Origin of the sequence: Flavobacterium anhuiense (genome assembly GCF_004151235.1) — a bacterium.
GTDB lineage: Bacteria > Bacteroidota > Bacteroidia > Flavobacteriales > Flavobacteriaceae > Flavobacterium > Flavobacterium anhuiense_A.
The window spans coordinates 120,604-136,581 of the sequence record NZ_JUIV01000010.1; the positions used below are offsets into that span (position 1 = coordinate 120,604).

The window sequence follows — 15,978 nt, forward strand, 5'->3', positions numbered from 1 at the left end:
AAGCGAACTTTGACTTTCAGATTCTAAGAAATAATCTGTTTGGCAAATTATAATTTTAAATCCGGCGAACCATGAAAATTGTTACTATAAATACAGAAAAAACTCAAAATATATTTGATGAACTTCAAACTAGTTTTGGCGGAAAAGTGACATTTGACATAGATGAATATACACTCGAAGTAGAAAATAGTTTTGCAGAAGGTTCTATAATTGGAGCTTCTTTTAACGATAACATTTCGTATGTTCAGTTTGATATGACATTTTCGACAGATGTCAGACTGGATATTCTAAATGTAAAATCATCACCAGTTTATTTTGCTTATTGTTCTAAAGGAAATCTTTCGCATAGTTTTGGATTGGATGGCGAAGAACGAAAATTAAAAACCTTTCAGACGGCAATTGTAACATCTAAGCAAAATCAGGATAATGTTTTGTTGTTCGAAAAAGGCAAGAAAACAAAACTCACATTAATTATTGTAGGAACACAAATTGATGCAGAAAATCAGATAAACTCTCTAAACCAACAGGTAAAAGATACCTTTTTTGAAAATAGTCAAACTACAGATTTCTTTTATATAGGCTCTTATAATTTACAGATTGCAGAGAAGATCGAACAGCTTAATTCGATTACGCAAAGAGGAATTGTTAGAAATCTGTTGAAAGAAGGAATTATGAGAATCATTCTGGCAATGGAAATTCAGCAGCATTCAGACGATTTGCATGCTTTTGCGACTGATTCAAACGGATTGACGTTAAGAGAACTTGAAGAAGTAAAAGAACTTTCTGAATTTATAAAATCAAATCCAGAAGAAGCTTTTTCAATAAAATCTTTAAGCAAAAAATCGGGTCTTTCTCCAAACAAACTTCAGGAAGGATTTAAAATGATTCACAACCGTACGGTCAATGATTATATTACTCACATGAGAGTGCTAAAAGCCGAGATTTTAATAAGAACATCTGACTTAAATATTTCAGAAATCGTATACTGCATTGGTTTCACTAGCAGAAGTTATTTCTCTAAAATATTCAAACAAAAATTCAACTGCAGTCCTAAAGAATATAAATTTAATTTGAATTCTCTAGCTATTACGGCCTAACGGCCGAAGTTTCTAAGGTTCTAAGATGCTAAGATTCTAAGCTTTTTCTTATACTGAATGTATCAAAATCTCAAAAAATAAAGTCGCTAGCTCTAAAGCACATTATATACACAATAAGGTTCTAAGATTCTATAGTTTTCAAAAAAAACTTAGAATCTTAGAACCTTAGTTTCTTAGTATCTAAAAAAACTATACATTTGCATAACTAGTTATATAATTAATTATTGTTATGGAATTTTTTGATAAAGTTGGAAAATCGGCGCTTGGAAGCCGTTTACGTTTGATGACAGCTACAGTAACGGATGATGCTGCAAAAATATATGAATTGTACGGAGTTGATTTTGTACCGAAATGGTTTCCAGTATTTTATACTTTGGCTGAGGAACGTGAAATTACAATTACCGAAATTGCTAATGAAATAGGACATTCCCAGCCTTCTGTCAGTAAAATTATTCAAGAAATGATTATGGCAGGATTAATTGAGGAAAGTGCGAAAACAGATGATAAACGTAAAAGTAATGTTCTTCTGACTGAAAAAGGTGTTTTGATTTCTAAGAAAATCAAACAGCAACTAGAAGATATTGATGTTGCAATTGAAGAAATCATTGCAGAAAGCAAACATAATTTGTGGGCAGCATTGGAAGAATGGGAATTTTTGTTGGAGCAAAAATCCTTGATTAATAGAGTGAGGGAACAAAAGAAAAAAAGAGAAAGTAAAGACGTAAAAATAGTAGATTACAAACCAGAATATCAGGAAGCTTTTAGAGCACTGAATGTAGAATGGATTTCAACTTATTTCGAAATGGAAGAGGCTGATTATAAAGCGCTGGACAATCCTGAAGATTATATTTTAAAAAAAGGAGGAAAAATTCTTGTGGCTCTTTATGAAAACGAACCTGTTGGAGTTTGTGCGTTGATTAAAATGAATAATTCTGAGTATGATTTTGAAATGGCAAAAATGGCTGTTTCGCCCAAAGCACAAGGAAAAAGTATAGGATGGCTTTTAGGAAAAGCAATTGCAGAAAAAGCAAAAGAACTCGGTGCCAAGAAAATATATTTAGAAAGTAATACGATCTTAAAACCAGCCATAAATCTGTATTACAAATTAGGTTTCGAAAAAGTTTTTGGACTTGAAACGCCTTATAAAAGATGTAATATTCAGATGGAGTTGGTGCTTCGTTAAGTTGCTAAGGTTCTAAGATACTGAGGTTCTAAGTTTTTTTTCTCAGTATCTTAGAACCTCAGTATCTTAGCATCTTTCTAACGTCCAAATCGATAATAATCCAAATCTGTATTTTTTTTGTTGTAAAGCGAATCTAAGATAGAATTCATTCCTAATACGCTGAAGGTTATTCCATTTCCTCCAAAACCCAGAATATAGTGTTCATTTTTTCTTGGATTTGGTTTTCCGAAGTAGGGAAGTCCATCTTTAGTTTCTCCAAAAGTACCTGCCCAGGAATAATCAATTTTAAAATCGAGATCAGGAAATCGTTTGTAAAACTGTTTTAAAAGGTATTGTTCTTTTTTAGGAAGCAATTTATCACGTTTAGTGGTATCTTTAAAATCTTCGTCTCCGCCGCCCATTATAATACGATTATCATCTGTTGTTCTAATATAATGATAAGGCGATCCTGTATCCCAAAAGATTGTATTTTTGAAGTTTTCAGGAAGATCGGAGTGGCTTTCTGATGCAATCACATAAGTGCTTTTTAAATCGACTACTTTTTCTTTTAGTGTTTCTGTACTTTCGTAACCTGTACAATGTATAATGTGATCGGCTGTAATAACGTGTTTAGAATCGGTTGTGGCAATAATTTTACCTTTCTGATGCTGAATTGTAGCGATATTGGTTCGATCAAAAATCTGCATACCTTTTTCATGGCAATGAAACAAAAGGTCGCTCGCAAGTTTAAAAGGATCCATAACTGCTGCAGTTTTAGATTCTATTCCTGCAATGGCATTCAGTCCCATTTTTTGCAATTCTGACCTGCCAAGCCAGCTGATTTCAAAGCCATGCTGTTTTCTGGCTTTATACTCATTTTTTAAATAAGGGACATCTTTTTTTAAAATGGTGAAATAAACGCTTTTTTTAAATTCGAAACCGCAGTCACTGCCTATTTCGTCAATAATATTTCGGAGGTCAAAAATGGCTTTTTTCCCATTTTGGTAACTGTCTACAGCACATCTGGTGCCTCGAAGTTTGATGAGCTGATGCAAAGGAACGTCAATCTCATATTGCAGTAAAGCAGTGCTTCCTGAGGTGCTTCCCCCACAGACATCACGACGGTCAACAAGAACAATTTTTTTTCCTTCATTTAATAATTTATAAGCGATTAAAGCTCCTGTAATACCGCCGCCAATTATTAAAATGTCGGTAGTAATATCGGAATCTATTGAAGGATAACTTTGTTTTATGGCATTTTTTAAAGGCCAATAGGTTTCAGTAGAGCTTAATTTCATTTTTTGGTTATTTTTTTAGAGGTGCTTTTGGTAGTTTTTTTGGTGTTATCTGGTTTTATATTTTTTTCTTTTTTTCGATTATGGAGTTCGTTTGCCTCAGCAATTGAATGAGAAGTTCTTATGCTTCGATCTTTTTTGGCCAATTGGCTTAAATGATGATAGTATTTCTGAATAATAATCATTTCGTCTTCAGTCATATTTTCAATATCAACAAGACTATTGCTTGACAGATCGTTTGATGCTACGAGTTCGTTTAGTTTTAACTGAATGGCAAGCGAATCCTTGTTTTGGGCTTTTTGAATTAAGAAAACCATCAAAAAGGTAATAATGGTTGTGCCCGTATTAATGACCAATTGCCAAGTTTCGGAATAATCGAAAATTGGTCCCGAAGCTGCCCAAGCAACAACGAGAGTAAATGCACCTATAAAAGCTGGAGTGCTTCCAGCGGCCTTTGAAACTTTTGTAGCAAATTTTTCGAATGCGTTACTTTTATGTTGAGATTTTGAATTCATTTCTATTTGGTTTTGGGTTTACTGACTTTTTCTTTTCGAATAACTTTATTGTTTTTTTCATCATAAACAGCAGGGTTAATTTCTTGACCTGTTTTGCTGAATATTTTAATTTTTGGAGCTTCATGCGTTCCAGTAATGACAATTGGAAAACCAATGATTCCGAAAAGCGGAAGACCTAAACGCATTCTTAGATCCAAAAGTCCGTCAAAGCTTGTAGTTCCTTTTATCGTTGGCCTGAAACTGGCAACACTAAAGGTAAATGGCTCAATATTTATAAGGTTTTTATCTATAGTCGATTTAATTTCAATTCCTTTCATATCAGGATTATTCAAACCGCTTTGTCCTGTTTTAGAACTAATTCCGTCAAAAAGTTTCAGTCCTTTTATTTTTACATCACGTAAATTAATCGTTCCGCCACCTTGCATCGATTCATAAATTGGTCCCATATTTCCGTTCAAATCTCCTTTAACTTTATAATCAACAGAGATTATTCCGTGCGCTTTTTCGGCAGCTGTAACCATATCATGAAACATCGGAATTTCTTTGTAAGCTCTCTGGACATCAAAGTCTTTTGCCGTAAAATGAGCATCATAATGTGCAGAGGTTGGAGACTCGTCTTTATACAACGCATTAATTCCTAAAACACAGTCAATAATACTAAAGGTAATATTTTCTAAGTAAAATCCTTCTTTTTTTACGCCTATTTTTCCGTTTAATTTGTTAAAAACCAATTTGTTGAATTCTATTTTATCGGCATTGGCATTTAAACTGACATTTAAGTTTTTCGGAATAATGACCACACCGCTCATTTTTGGGTGATCTTCTTTGGCATATTCCACTTCAATATTGCGATCTTTGTTTTCGCCTTCTTCAAGTGCCATAAATTCGTCTATATTAATCAGTTTTGATTTTAAGTTGAAATTACCGCTCAAAGTCCCTTTAGATTCTAAAAAGTAATTAATAGTGTTGAGCAGATAACCATTAATATCAAAATCTGATTTTCCATACGAAGCATTGAATTTTTCAAACCACATTTTTTCGTTTTGAAAACGGAAATTCCCCTGTTTGATAAAGAATGCTTTCGGAAACAATTCGGATGTAGCTTTTATGTTTTTTAGCAGCAATGTTCCTTTATTGTCGAGTTTATCGTACTGACCGGTTGTAGCGTAACTTTGTTTTCCTTTTAATGAAAGATCAGCTTTGGCGTAACCAGTCAAATCAAGGCCTTTTTGCGAGAAAACCTGATAAATTCTGCCCACATTCAGTTCGCCTTTAATTTTGGCATTATAAGCCAAATCGCTAAAATCGGATAATGTAGCATTGACATAAACTGGATTTCCTTCAAAAACAAAAGAGAAAGGTGCCACAGCAACGATCAAATCTTGATAGGTTCCCGCTTTATTCAACATATTGGCTATGAAAGTGATATTGGTAATTGGATTTGGATAATACTTTGTTTTTAGCCACCCGTCTCGCAAAGAAATACCGCCAATAGTTTTTGGGAATAATTTTTTTGAAGTGCTAAAAAGCCCGCGAGCCTGAATATCGGTTTTTAATATTCCTTTCAGATCAATATTTTCCAATCCTAAAGCTGCATCTACTGCAGCAAGGTCTAATGCGCCCTTTATGCTTGCATTTATCGACATTTCGCTTAAACCTTTGCTGTGCAGATAAGCATTAAAATAATCTTTTTCGCCAACTTTAAATTTCAATGTTCTCAGATTAACCATCAATTGTTCGATATCCAAAGACGGAAGCAAGGCATTCAAATCCATTTGGAAATCGGTTAAAGGAACGGGAGCATTTTTATAATTTACCGAGCCTTCGTTGATTTTTAAATTAAAAGCCAAGTTTGGTTTTTGTTTTTTCTGAACATTGTAATTTCCTTTAAAACTAAGAAGCAAATCACTTCTTCCTGAAATTTCTGTTTTTTCAAGCCACGTTAAATATTCGGGAGGCATTACAGAAAGTAAATCTTTTACGGTTGTATTTTCTGATGCCGCTTTTATATTGATTTTATATCCGTCTCTTAAAATGGAAAATAAACCAGTAAATTTTAAAGGCAATTTATTGATATGAAGTTCATTTTTTTGAAGAATAAAGGTAAGCGCATGCGTATTGATTCTGGTAATTAAATCGGCACTCACTTTTTTTCTTCTCAAATAGCCAGTTCGATCATAAAAGAAATCTAGATTATCAATTTTGGCATCGGTTGCAAGGTCAAAAATGTCTTCGCTCAGATTTCCTTTTCCAACATAATTAAAACCTTTTGCATCAACCAAAATCTTCGCAGAACGATCGTTATATTTTACATGGCAGTTTTGTAAATCAATACGCTCTAGTCGGATAGCTGTTCCTTCTTCTGGAGCATTCGGATCTTCTTTTTTATTTCTGTCTTCTGGGGCAACATAAATATTATAATTGGCCTGACCTTTTTCGTTAACCATTACATTTATTAAAGCATCAGAAACATAAAGTTTATTGATTTTTACTTCATTGTCAAAAAGCAGTCTTTTGATATCAATGCCAAAAGCAACTTGATCCGCCTTTAATAATGTATCATTGCTAAATGGTTTAGAACCCGTTAGAGACAAATCATCAAGAGCAACAGTCAATGAAGGGAAATGTGTAAAAAATGAAAGCTTAGATTTGGTAAATTCCAATTTGGTATCCAGACGTTCGTTCGCAATTTTCTTCACTTCCGAAGCGATTTTTCCAGGAAAAAGCAACGGAATAATAAACAGCAAAAACAAAATCACCGCAATCGTAATTCCAGTAATTTTTAAAACTTTTAAGGCGGTATGTTTGATTGAACTAGGCATATACTTAATTGTAAATTGTGAATTATGAATTGTGAATGATGATATACTGGATTTTTAATTTTTCATAATATTTGTTTTCCTGAGCGAAGTCGAAGGATCGCATGCTTAATCTATTCTTTGTGTTTTACAGTGCGTATCCTTCGACTTCGCTCAGGAAGACATAAAATGAGAATTTGAAATTTTTGTTATTTTTTCTCGGCTTCTGCTTTTTTAGCCTCTTCCTGTTTTTGCTTTTCTTCTGCTTTTTTAGCCTCTTCTTGTTTCTCTTGTCTTGCTTCTTGCTTCTCAAGCTTCTCTTTTTTAGCTTCCTCTTGTTTCTCTTTTCTTTCCTCTTGTTTTTCCTTTTTCTCCTTCTCTTTTTTCTTGAAGTAACCTCTAAATAAGAAATTACTTTTTGCCGCTTCCATGTTTTCGCTGAACCCTTTGGTTCCGCTTTCTAGATTTGAAAGCGTATTCGAAACGCTATTGGCCATTTTATCATCTTTAACTAATCTTGCCAAAGCACCGTTTCCGTTGTTCATGCTGTGACTGAAAATGGCTATCTCGTCTGAAATCACGCCAATATTATCAACGCTTTTCTTCACGCTTTTCATAATATCATGCATTTCAATTCCGTCAACAGAAGCAATCTGTCCGTTATCTTCAATGACTTTTTTGGATTTTGCTCCTGGTGAAATGGTTAGCACTTTGTCTCCCATTAAACCATCTGAACCAATGCTGGCTGTAGCATCCGTTTTAATGAATTTTCGAACTTCTTCTTTCATTACTAAAACCACGACTACGGTTGAGTCATTTTTGAGCTGAATTTGTTCTACGGTTCCCACATTAATTCCTGAGAAACGAACATTGTTTCCGACCTCTAAACCGCTTACTGTTTTAAATTGAGAAGTAATATGAAAGGTGGATCCGAAGAGATTTTGCTGTTTTCCGATAAAATACACCGCCATTATAAAAAGCAGCAAGCCTATCGTTACAAACATTCCTAATTTCCAAGTATATCCAGATTGCTTTTCCATGATTTCTATTATTTATTTTGCTTTATTCAAAAAATGAGCGTACCCATTCATCTTCGTCTTTTTCTAATTCTTCGTATGTTCCTTCGGCGTGAATTACACCATCTTTTAAAACCACAATTCGGTCAGCAGTCAATTTTGCGCAAGCCATATCGTGTGTAATAATGATTGAAGAAGTCTTTTGTTTATGTTTAATATCAAGAATCAATTCACTGATTTCTCTTGATGTTATCGTATCCAAACCCGTTGTGGGTTCATCGTATAAAATGATTTCTGGTTTTAAGATTAGTGTGCGTGCCAGACCAATTCTTTTTCTCATACCACCTGAAAGTTCAGAAGGCATTTTGTCAATCGCATCGGCTAAGCCCACATTTTCTAGTGCTTCCATTACTTCATTTTCGACTTCTTGCCTGTTCAAATCACGTTTGTGTTTTGTCAATGTAAAAGCGAGATTTTCTCTAACGGACATCGAATCGTAAAGTGCACCGCTTTGGAACAAAAATCCGATTCGGACTCTAATTTCATTCAGCTCGCTTTTTGATATATTAAGAACGTTTTGATCAAAAACTGTAATTTCGCCTTTATCAGGTTCAATCAATCCGACAATACATTTTATGGTGACAGACTTTCCAGATCCTGAACGTCCTAAAACCACTAAGTCTTCACCTTTGTTCAATGTGAGATTTACGCCTTTTAAAACGGCATTATCTTTACCAAAAGTTTTATGAAGATCTTTAATCTCTATAATTGGAGTCTGATCTTTCTCTTTTGTTTTGGGTTCTTTATGTAATTTTTCCTTCATCATTTTAAAAGAATAAATCGGTTATTTGTACAGCGACCATATCAATAATGAAAATGCTTAGCGAGGCCGTTACCACAGCAGAATTGGCAGCTTGTCCCACACTTTCTGTTCCGTTAGAAGCATTGAATCCCTTGTAGCAGCCAATGATTCCGATGAAAAAGCCAAAAAAGAATGTTTTTAGCGTTGCAGGAAGCAGATCTAAATATTCTAAGGATTGAACAATCTGGGTTAGAAATCTGTAAAAATTAACATCTCCATGAATATTAATTCCAACATAACCTCCAATAATTCCTATAGCATCTGCAAAAAAGACAAGAATAGGAACCATCAGCGTACATGCTAGAACTCTAGTCACCACCAAATAGTTATACGGATTAACGGCTGAAACTTCCATAGCATCAATTTGTTCCGTTACTTTCATTGATCCTAATTCAGCTCCAATTCCTGACGAAATTTTTCCTGCACAGATTAAAGCTGTAATTACGGGGGCAATTTCTCTTATCAGCGAAAGTGCAACCATTCCTGGAAGCCACGATTCAGCACCAAATTTTACCAACGTTGGACGTGATTGAAGTGTAAGTACCAATCCCATGATAAAACCTGTAATGGCAACCAGCGGAAGAGATCTATATCCGATGACATAACATTGCTTCAGAAATTCTCTGGTCTCATAAGGCGGAATAAAGACCTCCTTAAAAAACCTTTTGGCGAATATCGTGGTCTCTCCAATTTCGGCGAATGTATTTTTAATATTTAGAATCAAAATGGTTCGTTTTATGTGAATGATATAAAATGAAAATCAATTATTTAACAGTTTTTAGCAACTCGTTAAATTATATATGAAAGTTAGATCAATACTTGTTAAAATGTATTACAAAACTTTTTTTCACCCTTATATAATTTTCATAAACTCACAATAATTAAAGTGTATTGGCGTTATGAGCACAAACAAAAAATCCCTTTCATAGATGAAAGGGATTTTTAATTGATAGTAATTATATAATGCTATTCCTTAAACTTTTTAAAAATAGAACTGGCTACATGGCCACCAAATCCAAAAGTATTGCTCATAGCATAATTCACTTCTCGTGATTGTGCTTTTCCAAGAGTCAGATTAAATTTATTTGCAAAATCCAGTTCTACATTTTCGGTGTTTATGGTTGGCGGCACAATATTCTCTTGAACAGATTTTATGCAGGCAATTGCTTCAATTGCTCCCGCACCACCAAGTAAATGACCTGTCATTGATTTTGTTGCGCTGATATTTGCATTCGGATTTATCCCAAATACTTTTTCAACAGCTTTTAGTTCGCTTAAATCGCCAGTAGGAGTAGAAGTTGCATGAGCATTGATGTAATCAATTTTATCTGGTGTAATTCCAGCTTCTTCCAGAGCAAGTTCCATTCCTAGAACAGCACCTTCTCCCTCAGGATGAGTTCCTGTTAAGTGATAAGCATCAGCGGCTAATCCGCCTCCAACAATCTCGGCTAGAATTACTGCATTTCGTTTTACAGCATGTTCATAGCTTTCTAAAATAACAACACCGGCTCCTTCGCCCAAAACAAATCCATCTCTTGTAATATCAAATGGGCGTGAAGCTTTTGTGTAATCATCATTTAAAGTAGATAATGCTTTTGAAGCATTAAAGCCTCCAATTGAAGATTCTGAAACAGATGCTTCAGAACCTCCGCTGATGATCATGTCGGCTTTGCCCCAGCGAATGTAATTAAATGCATCTATAATAGAAGTATTACTGGCAGAACAAGCCGCAGCTGTAGTATAGTTGATTCCTCGAAGTCCATATTTAATAGAAATAACTCCTGAAGCTATATTCACAATTCTTTTTGGAATAAAAAATGGACTAAACCTAGGCGATCCATTTCCTAATTTATATTCTCCAAATTGTTCTTCAAAAGTCGAAATGCCTCCGTCTCCGCAACCCCATATCACACCAATTCTGTTTTTGTTCAAGGTTTCAAAATCGATATTGGCATTTTTTACAGCTTCGTCTGCTGCATGCAGAGCATATTGTGTAAAAAGATCGTATTTTCTAATTTCATTTTTTTCAAAAATATGCTGGGCATCAAAGTTTTTAACCTCACAGGCAAATTTAGTTTTGAAATGTGTTGTATCAAATCTTGTTATGGGAGCAGCGCCGCTTACTCCATTTATTAATGAGTTCCAATATTCCTCAACACTATTTCCAATTGGAGTCACGGCTCCTAATCCAGTTATTACAACTCTTTTCATTATTTCTTAGGTCTTAATTCTGTTAATATTATTTCTTTTACCAATTCAAAATCATCATCACTTGTAAGTCTTGAAAGCTGAACAATAGCGACCATATTAGTAATGATCATTATAGCTTTTGTTCTTGGTAACATTTCATAAGCAAATTGGTTAAGTTCTTTTCCCTCAATTAAAATTTCAGTTAACCAATTAATTACAATTTGGGCAAATGTCTGCAGTTCTACTTTTATGGAGTTATCCAATGTATTTAAGTCTGTCGCTAATGATCCTACTATGCAGACTTTATTTTCTCTTTTAATTTGAGTCTGGACTTCTAAGAAGGCTTCAAGTTTTACCAATGGAGATTCATTGGCAACTTTTCTTTTTAAATCTTCAAATCTTGCAATATGTTCTTTAATTGTCGCCACACCAAGATCTGATTTTGTTGGAAAGTGGTAATGAATAGAAGCGGTTTTTATTCCTATATCATTAGAAATATCTTTAAAGCTAAAGGCATTGTAACCTTTATCCCGAATAAATTGATCTGCTTTATCTATAATATTTTCTCTTGTAGTCATAGCAATAATTTTTTCAACAAATATACTACCTATTAGTAGATAGGCAAATTTATTTTGTTTATTTTTAACAAAACAAAAAATCCCTTTCATTAAGAAAGGGATTTTCAGGGTTTAAAAAATGAAGTATTTGGTTAGCTTCAGTTTCTTTTCTTATAAATTTATGGCAATGCCGCTGCGAGATTTCATTAACGGAATTACACGAGATTGTGAGATGGCCAGTTTTTCCATTAACAGTCTTGCGGTTAAATAACAAACTGTAGATTCTGCACCTTGATTTAAATTGACATTATGTTTTTCTAATCCATCGTAACCGCCACCGCTTACGGGATTATACATAATTTGATTTAAATGATTTTTGCCTAAAAACCAGTTAAAAGCAGCTTTCATTTTCTTTTTGTATTCTGGAGTTTTAAAAGCATTATAAAATGCATTTAAAGTTTGAATCGTGTAGGTTACATCTATTGGCTGCTCGCCATACTGGCTTGGCTCTGAGCCTTTATGATGCCAGCTTTGGTTTGAGATAGCTTTAAATGTTCCTTTTATAAACGTTTTAGAAATCAAGAAATCTAACGAGTCAAGCGCAACTTTTTTGTAAACCGGTTTATTGGTAATCAAATAAGCGTAAAGCATTGATTCTGGTAAAATGCTGTTTCCGTAAGTCAGATAATTTTCAAACCATTGCCAATCTTCTGTTGCAGTGTCTTCGTAGTTTGCAAGCAGTTTAGCATTTAGTTTGTTGATGATTGCCGCTACATATAAATTTGGAATTGTAGAATGGTACAAATACAGACCTTTTGTCGCAAAACCAATTGAACGAGGCGACTGAATGTTTTCGGCCCATTTCAGTGTATTCAATAAACATTTTGTTGCCTTTTTGGTAATTGCTTCCGGAAGAATATCCGACATAGAAACAACAGTTCCTAACGCCCAAATAGCTCTTGCATTAGAATCTTCTAAATTTACTTCGGCATTTTGTTCTACATGTTCGCGGTTTTCCTGGTCGACATAATTGATAAAATCTCCTTTTGGTTTCTGACAACGCTGAATGAAATCTAAATAAATCAAGATATAAGCCAGATCATCTTTATCCTGAGTCAGTTTGTAATGCATACCAAACGCGATTAAAGCTCTCGCATTATCGTCTAAAGTATATCCTGAATCTAAATCTGGAATAGAAATTTTACTAAATTGAATAATTCCTAATTCGGTAGTTAGTTTTTTGATATGTTTTAATTGAATAGGAGGATAGCTATATTTGATTTCTGATGGATTTTTTATGAGATTTTTATAAGTATTCATTTGTGTGATGGCAACATTTTCCCATGATGAAGCTCTCATTTTGGTAAATGAATTGATTCCCATTTCATGTCTTAAATTTTCATTTTCGATCAATTTAATTGCAGCCGCTGCAAATTGGTCAGAATCTCCAATATCGCACAGAATTCCAGAATCTGCAGTTAAAACTTCTCTCGTATGCGGAATTTTAGATGCCACAATCGGACATGCGCAGCTCATAGCATAAGCAAAAGTGCCGCTCACTGCCTGGTTCGGGTCTTTTGATGTAAACATATAAATATCGGTTGCTTTCAAATACTCTAAAAGCTCATCTGTATCCAAATATTTGTTTATAAAACGAACATTATCTTGAAGATTTAATTCTTTAACCAAACCTTCCAGTTTATCTCGATAAGTATCAATGCCATCTCTGATTAAGTTTGGATGCGTTTTTCCAATAATTAAATACAAAGCATTTGGCGCTTTTTCTATAATTTTTGGTAAGGCCTGTAAACCTGTTTCTATATTTTTACCTTCGCCCAATAGTCCGAAAGTAGCCAAAACTAATCGGTCTTGAATTCCTAATTTTTCTTTTGCCTGTTCTGGTGTTTCATATATCACAATATGAGTTCCGTGAGGCACGCAAGTAATTATTTCTTCATTGATGTCGTAGTCGTTAATTAGAATTTCTTTAGATTTATTAGTCATTACAAAAACCGAATTGCTATAGCTTAATAATAGCTTAACGAAAGTTCTCAATTCTTCATTCGGATTCGGAATTACACTGTGAAACGTAAAAGTAACAGGTGCTTTTATAGTGTTTAAAAAATCTAAAAGATGATCTCCGTAATTTCCTGAAAACAAACCAAATTCATGCTGAATATGAACCAATTTCACAGTTTCATCCTGATTAATTTCCTCTGCTACTTTTGTATACTCTTCACGATTTTTGGTATTTAAGGTAAATGCTTGAGTTGGCTGATCTTTGGGTTTATTAACAAGTTCACATATTTCGCATTTGATAGATTTACCATAAACATCTGTAATCCCTTTAATGGTATCTTGAGTATAGGTTGCTATGCCACATTGCGTAGGCGGAAAAGTAGATAAAAAAACGATTTTTGATTTATTTGATATTGCTTTCATGAGGATTCATTTTTAGTTCGGTTAATAACTCGTTTAGGTTCAGAGATGCCACCGCAATCTTATCATCGGCAGCGCCATAATAAATATATAGTTGGTCATCAAAGATGGCGGTTCCTGTTGGGAAAACCACATAATTGACATAACCATGTCTTTCGTAATATTCTGAAGGAGTAATAATGGGTTTTGGCAGTCTTGCGATCACTTTTGATGGATCTTCTAAATCCAGTAAGATAGCGGCAGCATGATAAACCAAACCTTTCTCTCTTCTTTCAGCAGCATGATAAATTAAAAGCCAGCCGTCTGCTGTTTCTATTGGCGGGGCTCCAGGACCAATATGACTTGTTTCATGATCAAATTTTGGTTCCATTACAATATGATCGGGAAGATTCTTCAGGTAATTTTTCCAAAAATCTTCTGTCAGTTCTGATTTCTTTTCAAACGAAAAAATTTGAATGGATGGAAATAAGCGGTGCAGAGCAACAAATTTCCCATTGAATTTCTTCGGAAAAAGAACCACATTTTTATCCCAAACAAACAGATTCTCTTTAATAGTCTCCGTCAGCGGATAATTTCTTTCAGTATTAAAAGCCAGAATCTTTGCAATGCTCGGATTTTGTAAATGCTTTCTAATAAGATTTGTAAATTCGTTAAGAATAAATTTTGGCGTTATAATTCCTTTCTTCTTAAAAACTTTTAAATCTTTAGAAACAGCCAAAGCGCCACAAGCATTAATTCCGTCGTAAGTGACATAAGTCATATAAAAACTGTCGTCTATTTTAGTAATTCTTGGGTCTTCGACACCATGAATTTCATAAATATAATCGGGAACAAAAACGGGCTGCGTATTTCTTTCAACTAAAGTGGTTGGACCTTCAAAACGGCAATAACCGATGGTTGAAAAATTTCCTTTTTTGGCAGCTCTGTAAAACATGTGAACAGTATTTCCGTCTTGATAAATAGCAGGATTTAAAACACCTAATTCCTCAAAAGTCCGATCTGTTTTTTCTAAAATGACACCATGTTTTTTAGCTTCTTTCATTACCCTTCTAAATTTTATCTAAAATTACTTTGAGACAGAAGCGACAATTAATCCAATCGATCAAAAAATTAACTCAAAAGCACAAACATGGTAATTCTGTAAGGCTTTCAAATAATAGTGAAAGTGGCTTATACTCTAGCATTGATTTAATTTATTGCGATAATAATAAAGCGCATAGAGTTAATACGATTTGTAGGAATAAAGGAACTTTGAGATAGACAGAAAAAGGCTTATAAAACAGTCATATTAAGAACTTAAAAATCAAATATTATGTTACGTTGGACAGTTATATTTATCATTTTGGCCATTATAGCCGGAATTTTTGGTTTTGGCGGAATCGCTGCCGGAGCCGCGAGCATTGCAAAAATTTTATTCTTTATCTTTTTAGTCCTGTTTATCATTTCTTTAATTACAGGAAGAAGAAAAGTTTAGTTTCTTTTTTAAGGTTAAAAGGTTCAGAGTTACAAAGGTTCAAAGTTTTTAGCCTTTGTAACTCTGAACCTTTGTTTCTTTGCACCTTATTTTAGTACCATTTTGCATAATATTTCCGAGTTATAAAAGCAATCGGAATTCCTACACAGCAAATCACAATAAGGATAGACAGTAAAAGCGCGAAATCTAAATTTTTCTCGGGTAGAACTGGAAAAACAATTGGCAGCACGACAAGATTCATTACAATCCAAATAAAAAAGCCATAAGAAATTCCTGAGAGCAAAGTATTTATTTTAAAAAATGGGATATAGGGAAAAATTTTAAAATAAAACCAAGCAAAAATAAAAGCAATTAAGAAATGAAGTCCCAAACCCACAAAAGTCATTTCTGTTCCTGCTGTATACGCTTCTTTTTTAAAAATTCCGCTTGCAATAGATTGCAAAATTTTTTCTGCTGTTGTTTTATGTAATATTCCTGCATAAATCAAAATAGCGGCTGTAATGTCTAATGTTCCCGCTACTAAACCAGATGAAACAATGGTCTTAACTTTTGATCTCATAAAATTTGTTTTGA

At 33.9% G+C, this 15,978-nt stretch carries 14 protein-coding genes; 3 read left to right on the forward strand and 11 right to left on the reverse strand.

The features are described 5' to 3' along the window. The first annotated feature begins 71 nt into the window (after positions 1-71). Together NU08_RS13540 and NU08_RS13545 are read left to right on the forward strand one after the other, a co-directional pair. Positions 72-1,097, forward strand: a complete 1,026-nt coding sequence (locus tag NU08_RS13540; protein ID WP_129747724.1) for a helix-turn-helix domain-containing protein — start codon at positions 72-74, stop codon at positions 1,095-1,097. Positions 1,098-1,326: 229 nt separating this feature from the next. Further along, complete coding sequence (locus NU08_RS13545; protein WP_129747725.1) at positions 1,327-2,280, forward strand: bifunctional helix-turn-helix transcriptional regulator/GNAT family N-acetyltransferase; 954 nt, start codon at positions 1,327-1,329, stop codon at positions 2,278-2,280. Between the two features lie 77 nt (positions 2,281-2,357). On the opposite strand, the gene NU08_RS13550 is transcribed toward NU08_RS13545, so the two are convergent. From NU08_RS13550 to NU08_RS13595, 10 genes are all read right to left on the reverse strand, one after another. Next, positions 2,358-3,557: an NAD(P)/FAD-dependent oxidoreductase gene (locus NU08_RS13550; protein WP_129747726.1), complete on the reverse strand. Its 1,200-nt coding sequence runs from the start codon at positions 3,555-3,557 to the stop codon at positions 2,358-2,360. Further along, positions 3,554-4,069 carry a low affinity iron permease family protein gene (locus tag NU08_RS13555; protein ID WP_129747727.1) on the reverse strand — a complete coding sequence of 172 codons (516 nt, stop codon included), beginning with the start codon at positions 4,067-4,069 and terminating at the stop codon, positions 3,554-3,556. The genes NU08_RS13550 and NU08_RS13555 overlap by 4 nt, the downstream gene beginning before the upstream one ends. Positions 4,070-4,071: 2 nt before the next feature. Next, the gene (locus NU08_RS13560; protein ID WP_129747728.1) at positions 4,072-6,891 is read right to left on the reverse strand and encodes an AsmA-like C-terminal region-containing protein; all 2,820 of its coding nucleotides are present in this window, start codon (positions 6,889-6,891) and stop codon (positions 4,072-4,074) included. Positions 6,892-7,076: 185 nt separating this feature from the next. Further along, positions 7,077-7,907 carry an MlaD family protein gene (locus NU08_RS13565; protein ID WP_129747729.1) on the reverse strand — a complete coding sequence of 277 codons (831 nt, stop codon included), beginning with the start codon at positions 7,905-7,907 and terminating at the stop codon, positions 7,077-7,079. A gap of 22 nt (positions 7,908-7,929) precedes the next feature. Next, positions 7,930-8,706, reverse strand: coding sequence for an ABC transporter ATP-binding protein (locus NU08_RS13570; RefSeq protein ID WP_410501066.1), 777 nt, complete (start codon positions 8,704-8,706; stop codon positions 7,930-7,932). 4 nt (positions 8,707-8,710) lie between these two features. Continuing rightward, entirely contained in the window at positions 8,711-9,469 is a 759-nt protein-coding gene (locus NU08_RS13575) for an MlaE family ABC transporter permease (RefSeq protein WP_129747731.1), read from the reverse strand. 242 nt (positions 9,470-9,711) lie between these two features. Beyond that, positions 9,712-10,956 carry a beta-ketoacyl-ACP synthase II gene (gene fabF / locus NU08_RS13580; RefSeq protein WP_129747732.1) on the reverse strand — a complete coding sequence of 415 codons (1,245 nt, stop codon included), beginning with the start codon at positions 10,954-10,956 and terminating at the stop codon, positions 9,712-9,714. Continuing rightward, on the reverse strand, positions 10,956-11,603 hold the full coding sequence (locus NU08_RS13585) for a TetR/AcrR family transcriptional regulator (RefSeq protein ID WP_242502557.1): 648 nt from the start codon (positions 11,601-11,603) through the stop codon (positions 10,956-10,958). The genes fabF and NU08_RS13585 overlap by 1 nt, the downstream gene beginning before the upstream one ends. A 60-nt stretch (positions 11,604-11,663) precedes the next feature. Then, on the reverse strand, positions 11,664-13,934 hold the full coding sequence (locus NU08_RS13590) for a glycosyltransferase (protein ID WP_129747733.1): 2,271 nt from the start codon (positions 13,932-13,934) through the stop codon (positions 11,664-11,666). Beyond that, entirely contained in the window at positions 13,915-14,973 is a 1,059-nt protein-coding gene (locus tag NU08_RS13595; RefSeq protein ID WP_129747734.1) for a pesticidal protein Cry7Aa, read from the reverse strand. The genes NU08_RS13590 and NU08_RS13595 overlap by 20 nt, the downstream gene beginning before the upstream one ends. A 270-nt stretch (positions 14,974-15,243) precedes the next feature. On the opposite strand from NU08_RS13595, the gene NU08_RS13600 reads away from it, so the two are divergent. Continuing rightward, on the forward strand, positions 15,244-15,405 hold the full coding sequence (locus NU08_RS13600) for a DUF1328 family protein (RefSeq protein ID WP_129747735.1): 162 nt from the start codon (positions 15,244-15,246) through the stop codon (positions 15,403-15,405). Positions 15,406-15,496: 91 nt separating this feature from the next. On the opposite strand, the gene NU08_RS13605 is transcribed toward NU08_RS13600, so the two are convergent. Continuing rightward, entirely contained in the window at positions 15,497-15,964 is a 468-nt protein-coding gene (locus NU08_RS13605; RefSeq protein WP_129747736.1) for a DUF1440 domain-containing protein, read from the reverse strand. Positions 15,965-15,978 lie beyond the last annotated feature (14 nt).

Coding starts and splice junctions, on each gene's coding strand:
- NU08_RS13590 (WP_129747733.1), bottom strand. CDS start 13,934: ATGAAAGCAATATCAAATAAATCAAAAATCGTTTTTTTATCTACTTTT.
- NU08_RS13605 (WP_129747736.1), bottom strand. CDS start 15,964: ATGAGATCAAAAGTTAAGACCATTGTTTCATCTGGTTTAGTAGCGGGA.
- NU08_RS13555 (WP_129747727.1), bottom strand. CDS start 4,069: ATGAATTCAAAATCTCAACATAAAAGTAACGCATTCGAAAAATTTGCT.
- NU08_RS13550 (WP_129747726.1), bottom strand. CDS start 3,557: ATGAAATTAAGCTCTACTGAAACCTATTGGCCTTTAAAAAATGCCATA.
- NU08_RS13545 (WP_129747725.1), top strand. CDS start 1,327: ATGGAATTTTTTGATAAAGTTGGAAAATCGGCGCTTGGAAGCCGTTTA.
- NU08_RS13570 (WP_410501066.1), bottom strand. CDS start 8,706: ATGAAGGAAAAATTACATAAAGAACCCAAAACAAAAGAGAAAGATCAG.
- NU08_RS13595 (WP_129747734.1), bottom strand. CDS start 14,973: ATGAAAGAAGCTAAAAAACATGGTGTCATTTTAGAAAAAACAGATCGG.
- NU08_RS13540 (WP_129747724.1), top strand. CDS start 72: ATGAAAATTGTTACTATAAATACAGAAAAAACTCAAAATATATTTGAT.
- NU08_RS13560 (WP_129747728.1), bottom strand. CDS start 6,891: ATGCCTAGTTCAATCAAACATACCGCCTTAAAAGTTTTAAAAATTACT.
- NU08_RS13565 (WP_129747729.1), bottom strand. CDS start 7,907: ATGGAAAAGCAATCTGGATATACTTGGAAATTAGGAATGTTTGTAACG.
- NU08_RS13600 (WP_129747735.1), top strand. CDS start 15,244: ATGTTACGTTGGACAGTTATATTTATCATTTTGGCCATTATAGCCGGA.
- fabF (WP_129747732.1), bottom strand. CDS start 10,956: ATGAAAAGAGTTGTAATAACTGGATTAGGAGCCGTGACTCCAATTGGA.
- NU08_RS13585 (WP_242502557.1), bottom strand. CDS start 11,603: ATGAAAGGGATTTTTTGTTTTGTTAAAAATAAACAAAATAAATTTGCC.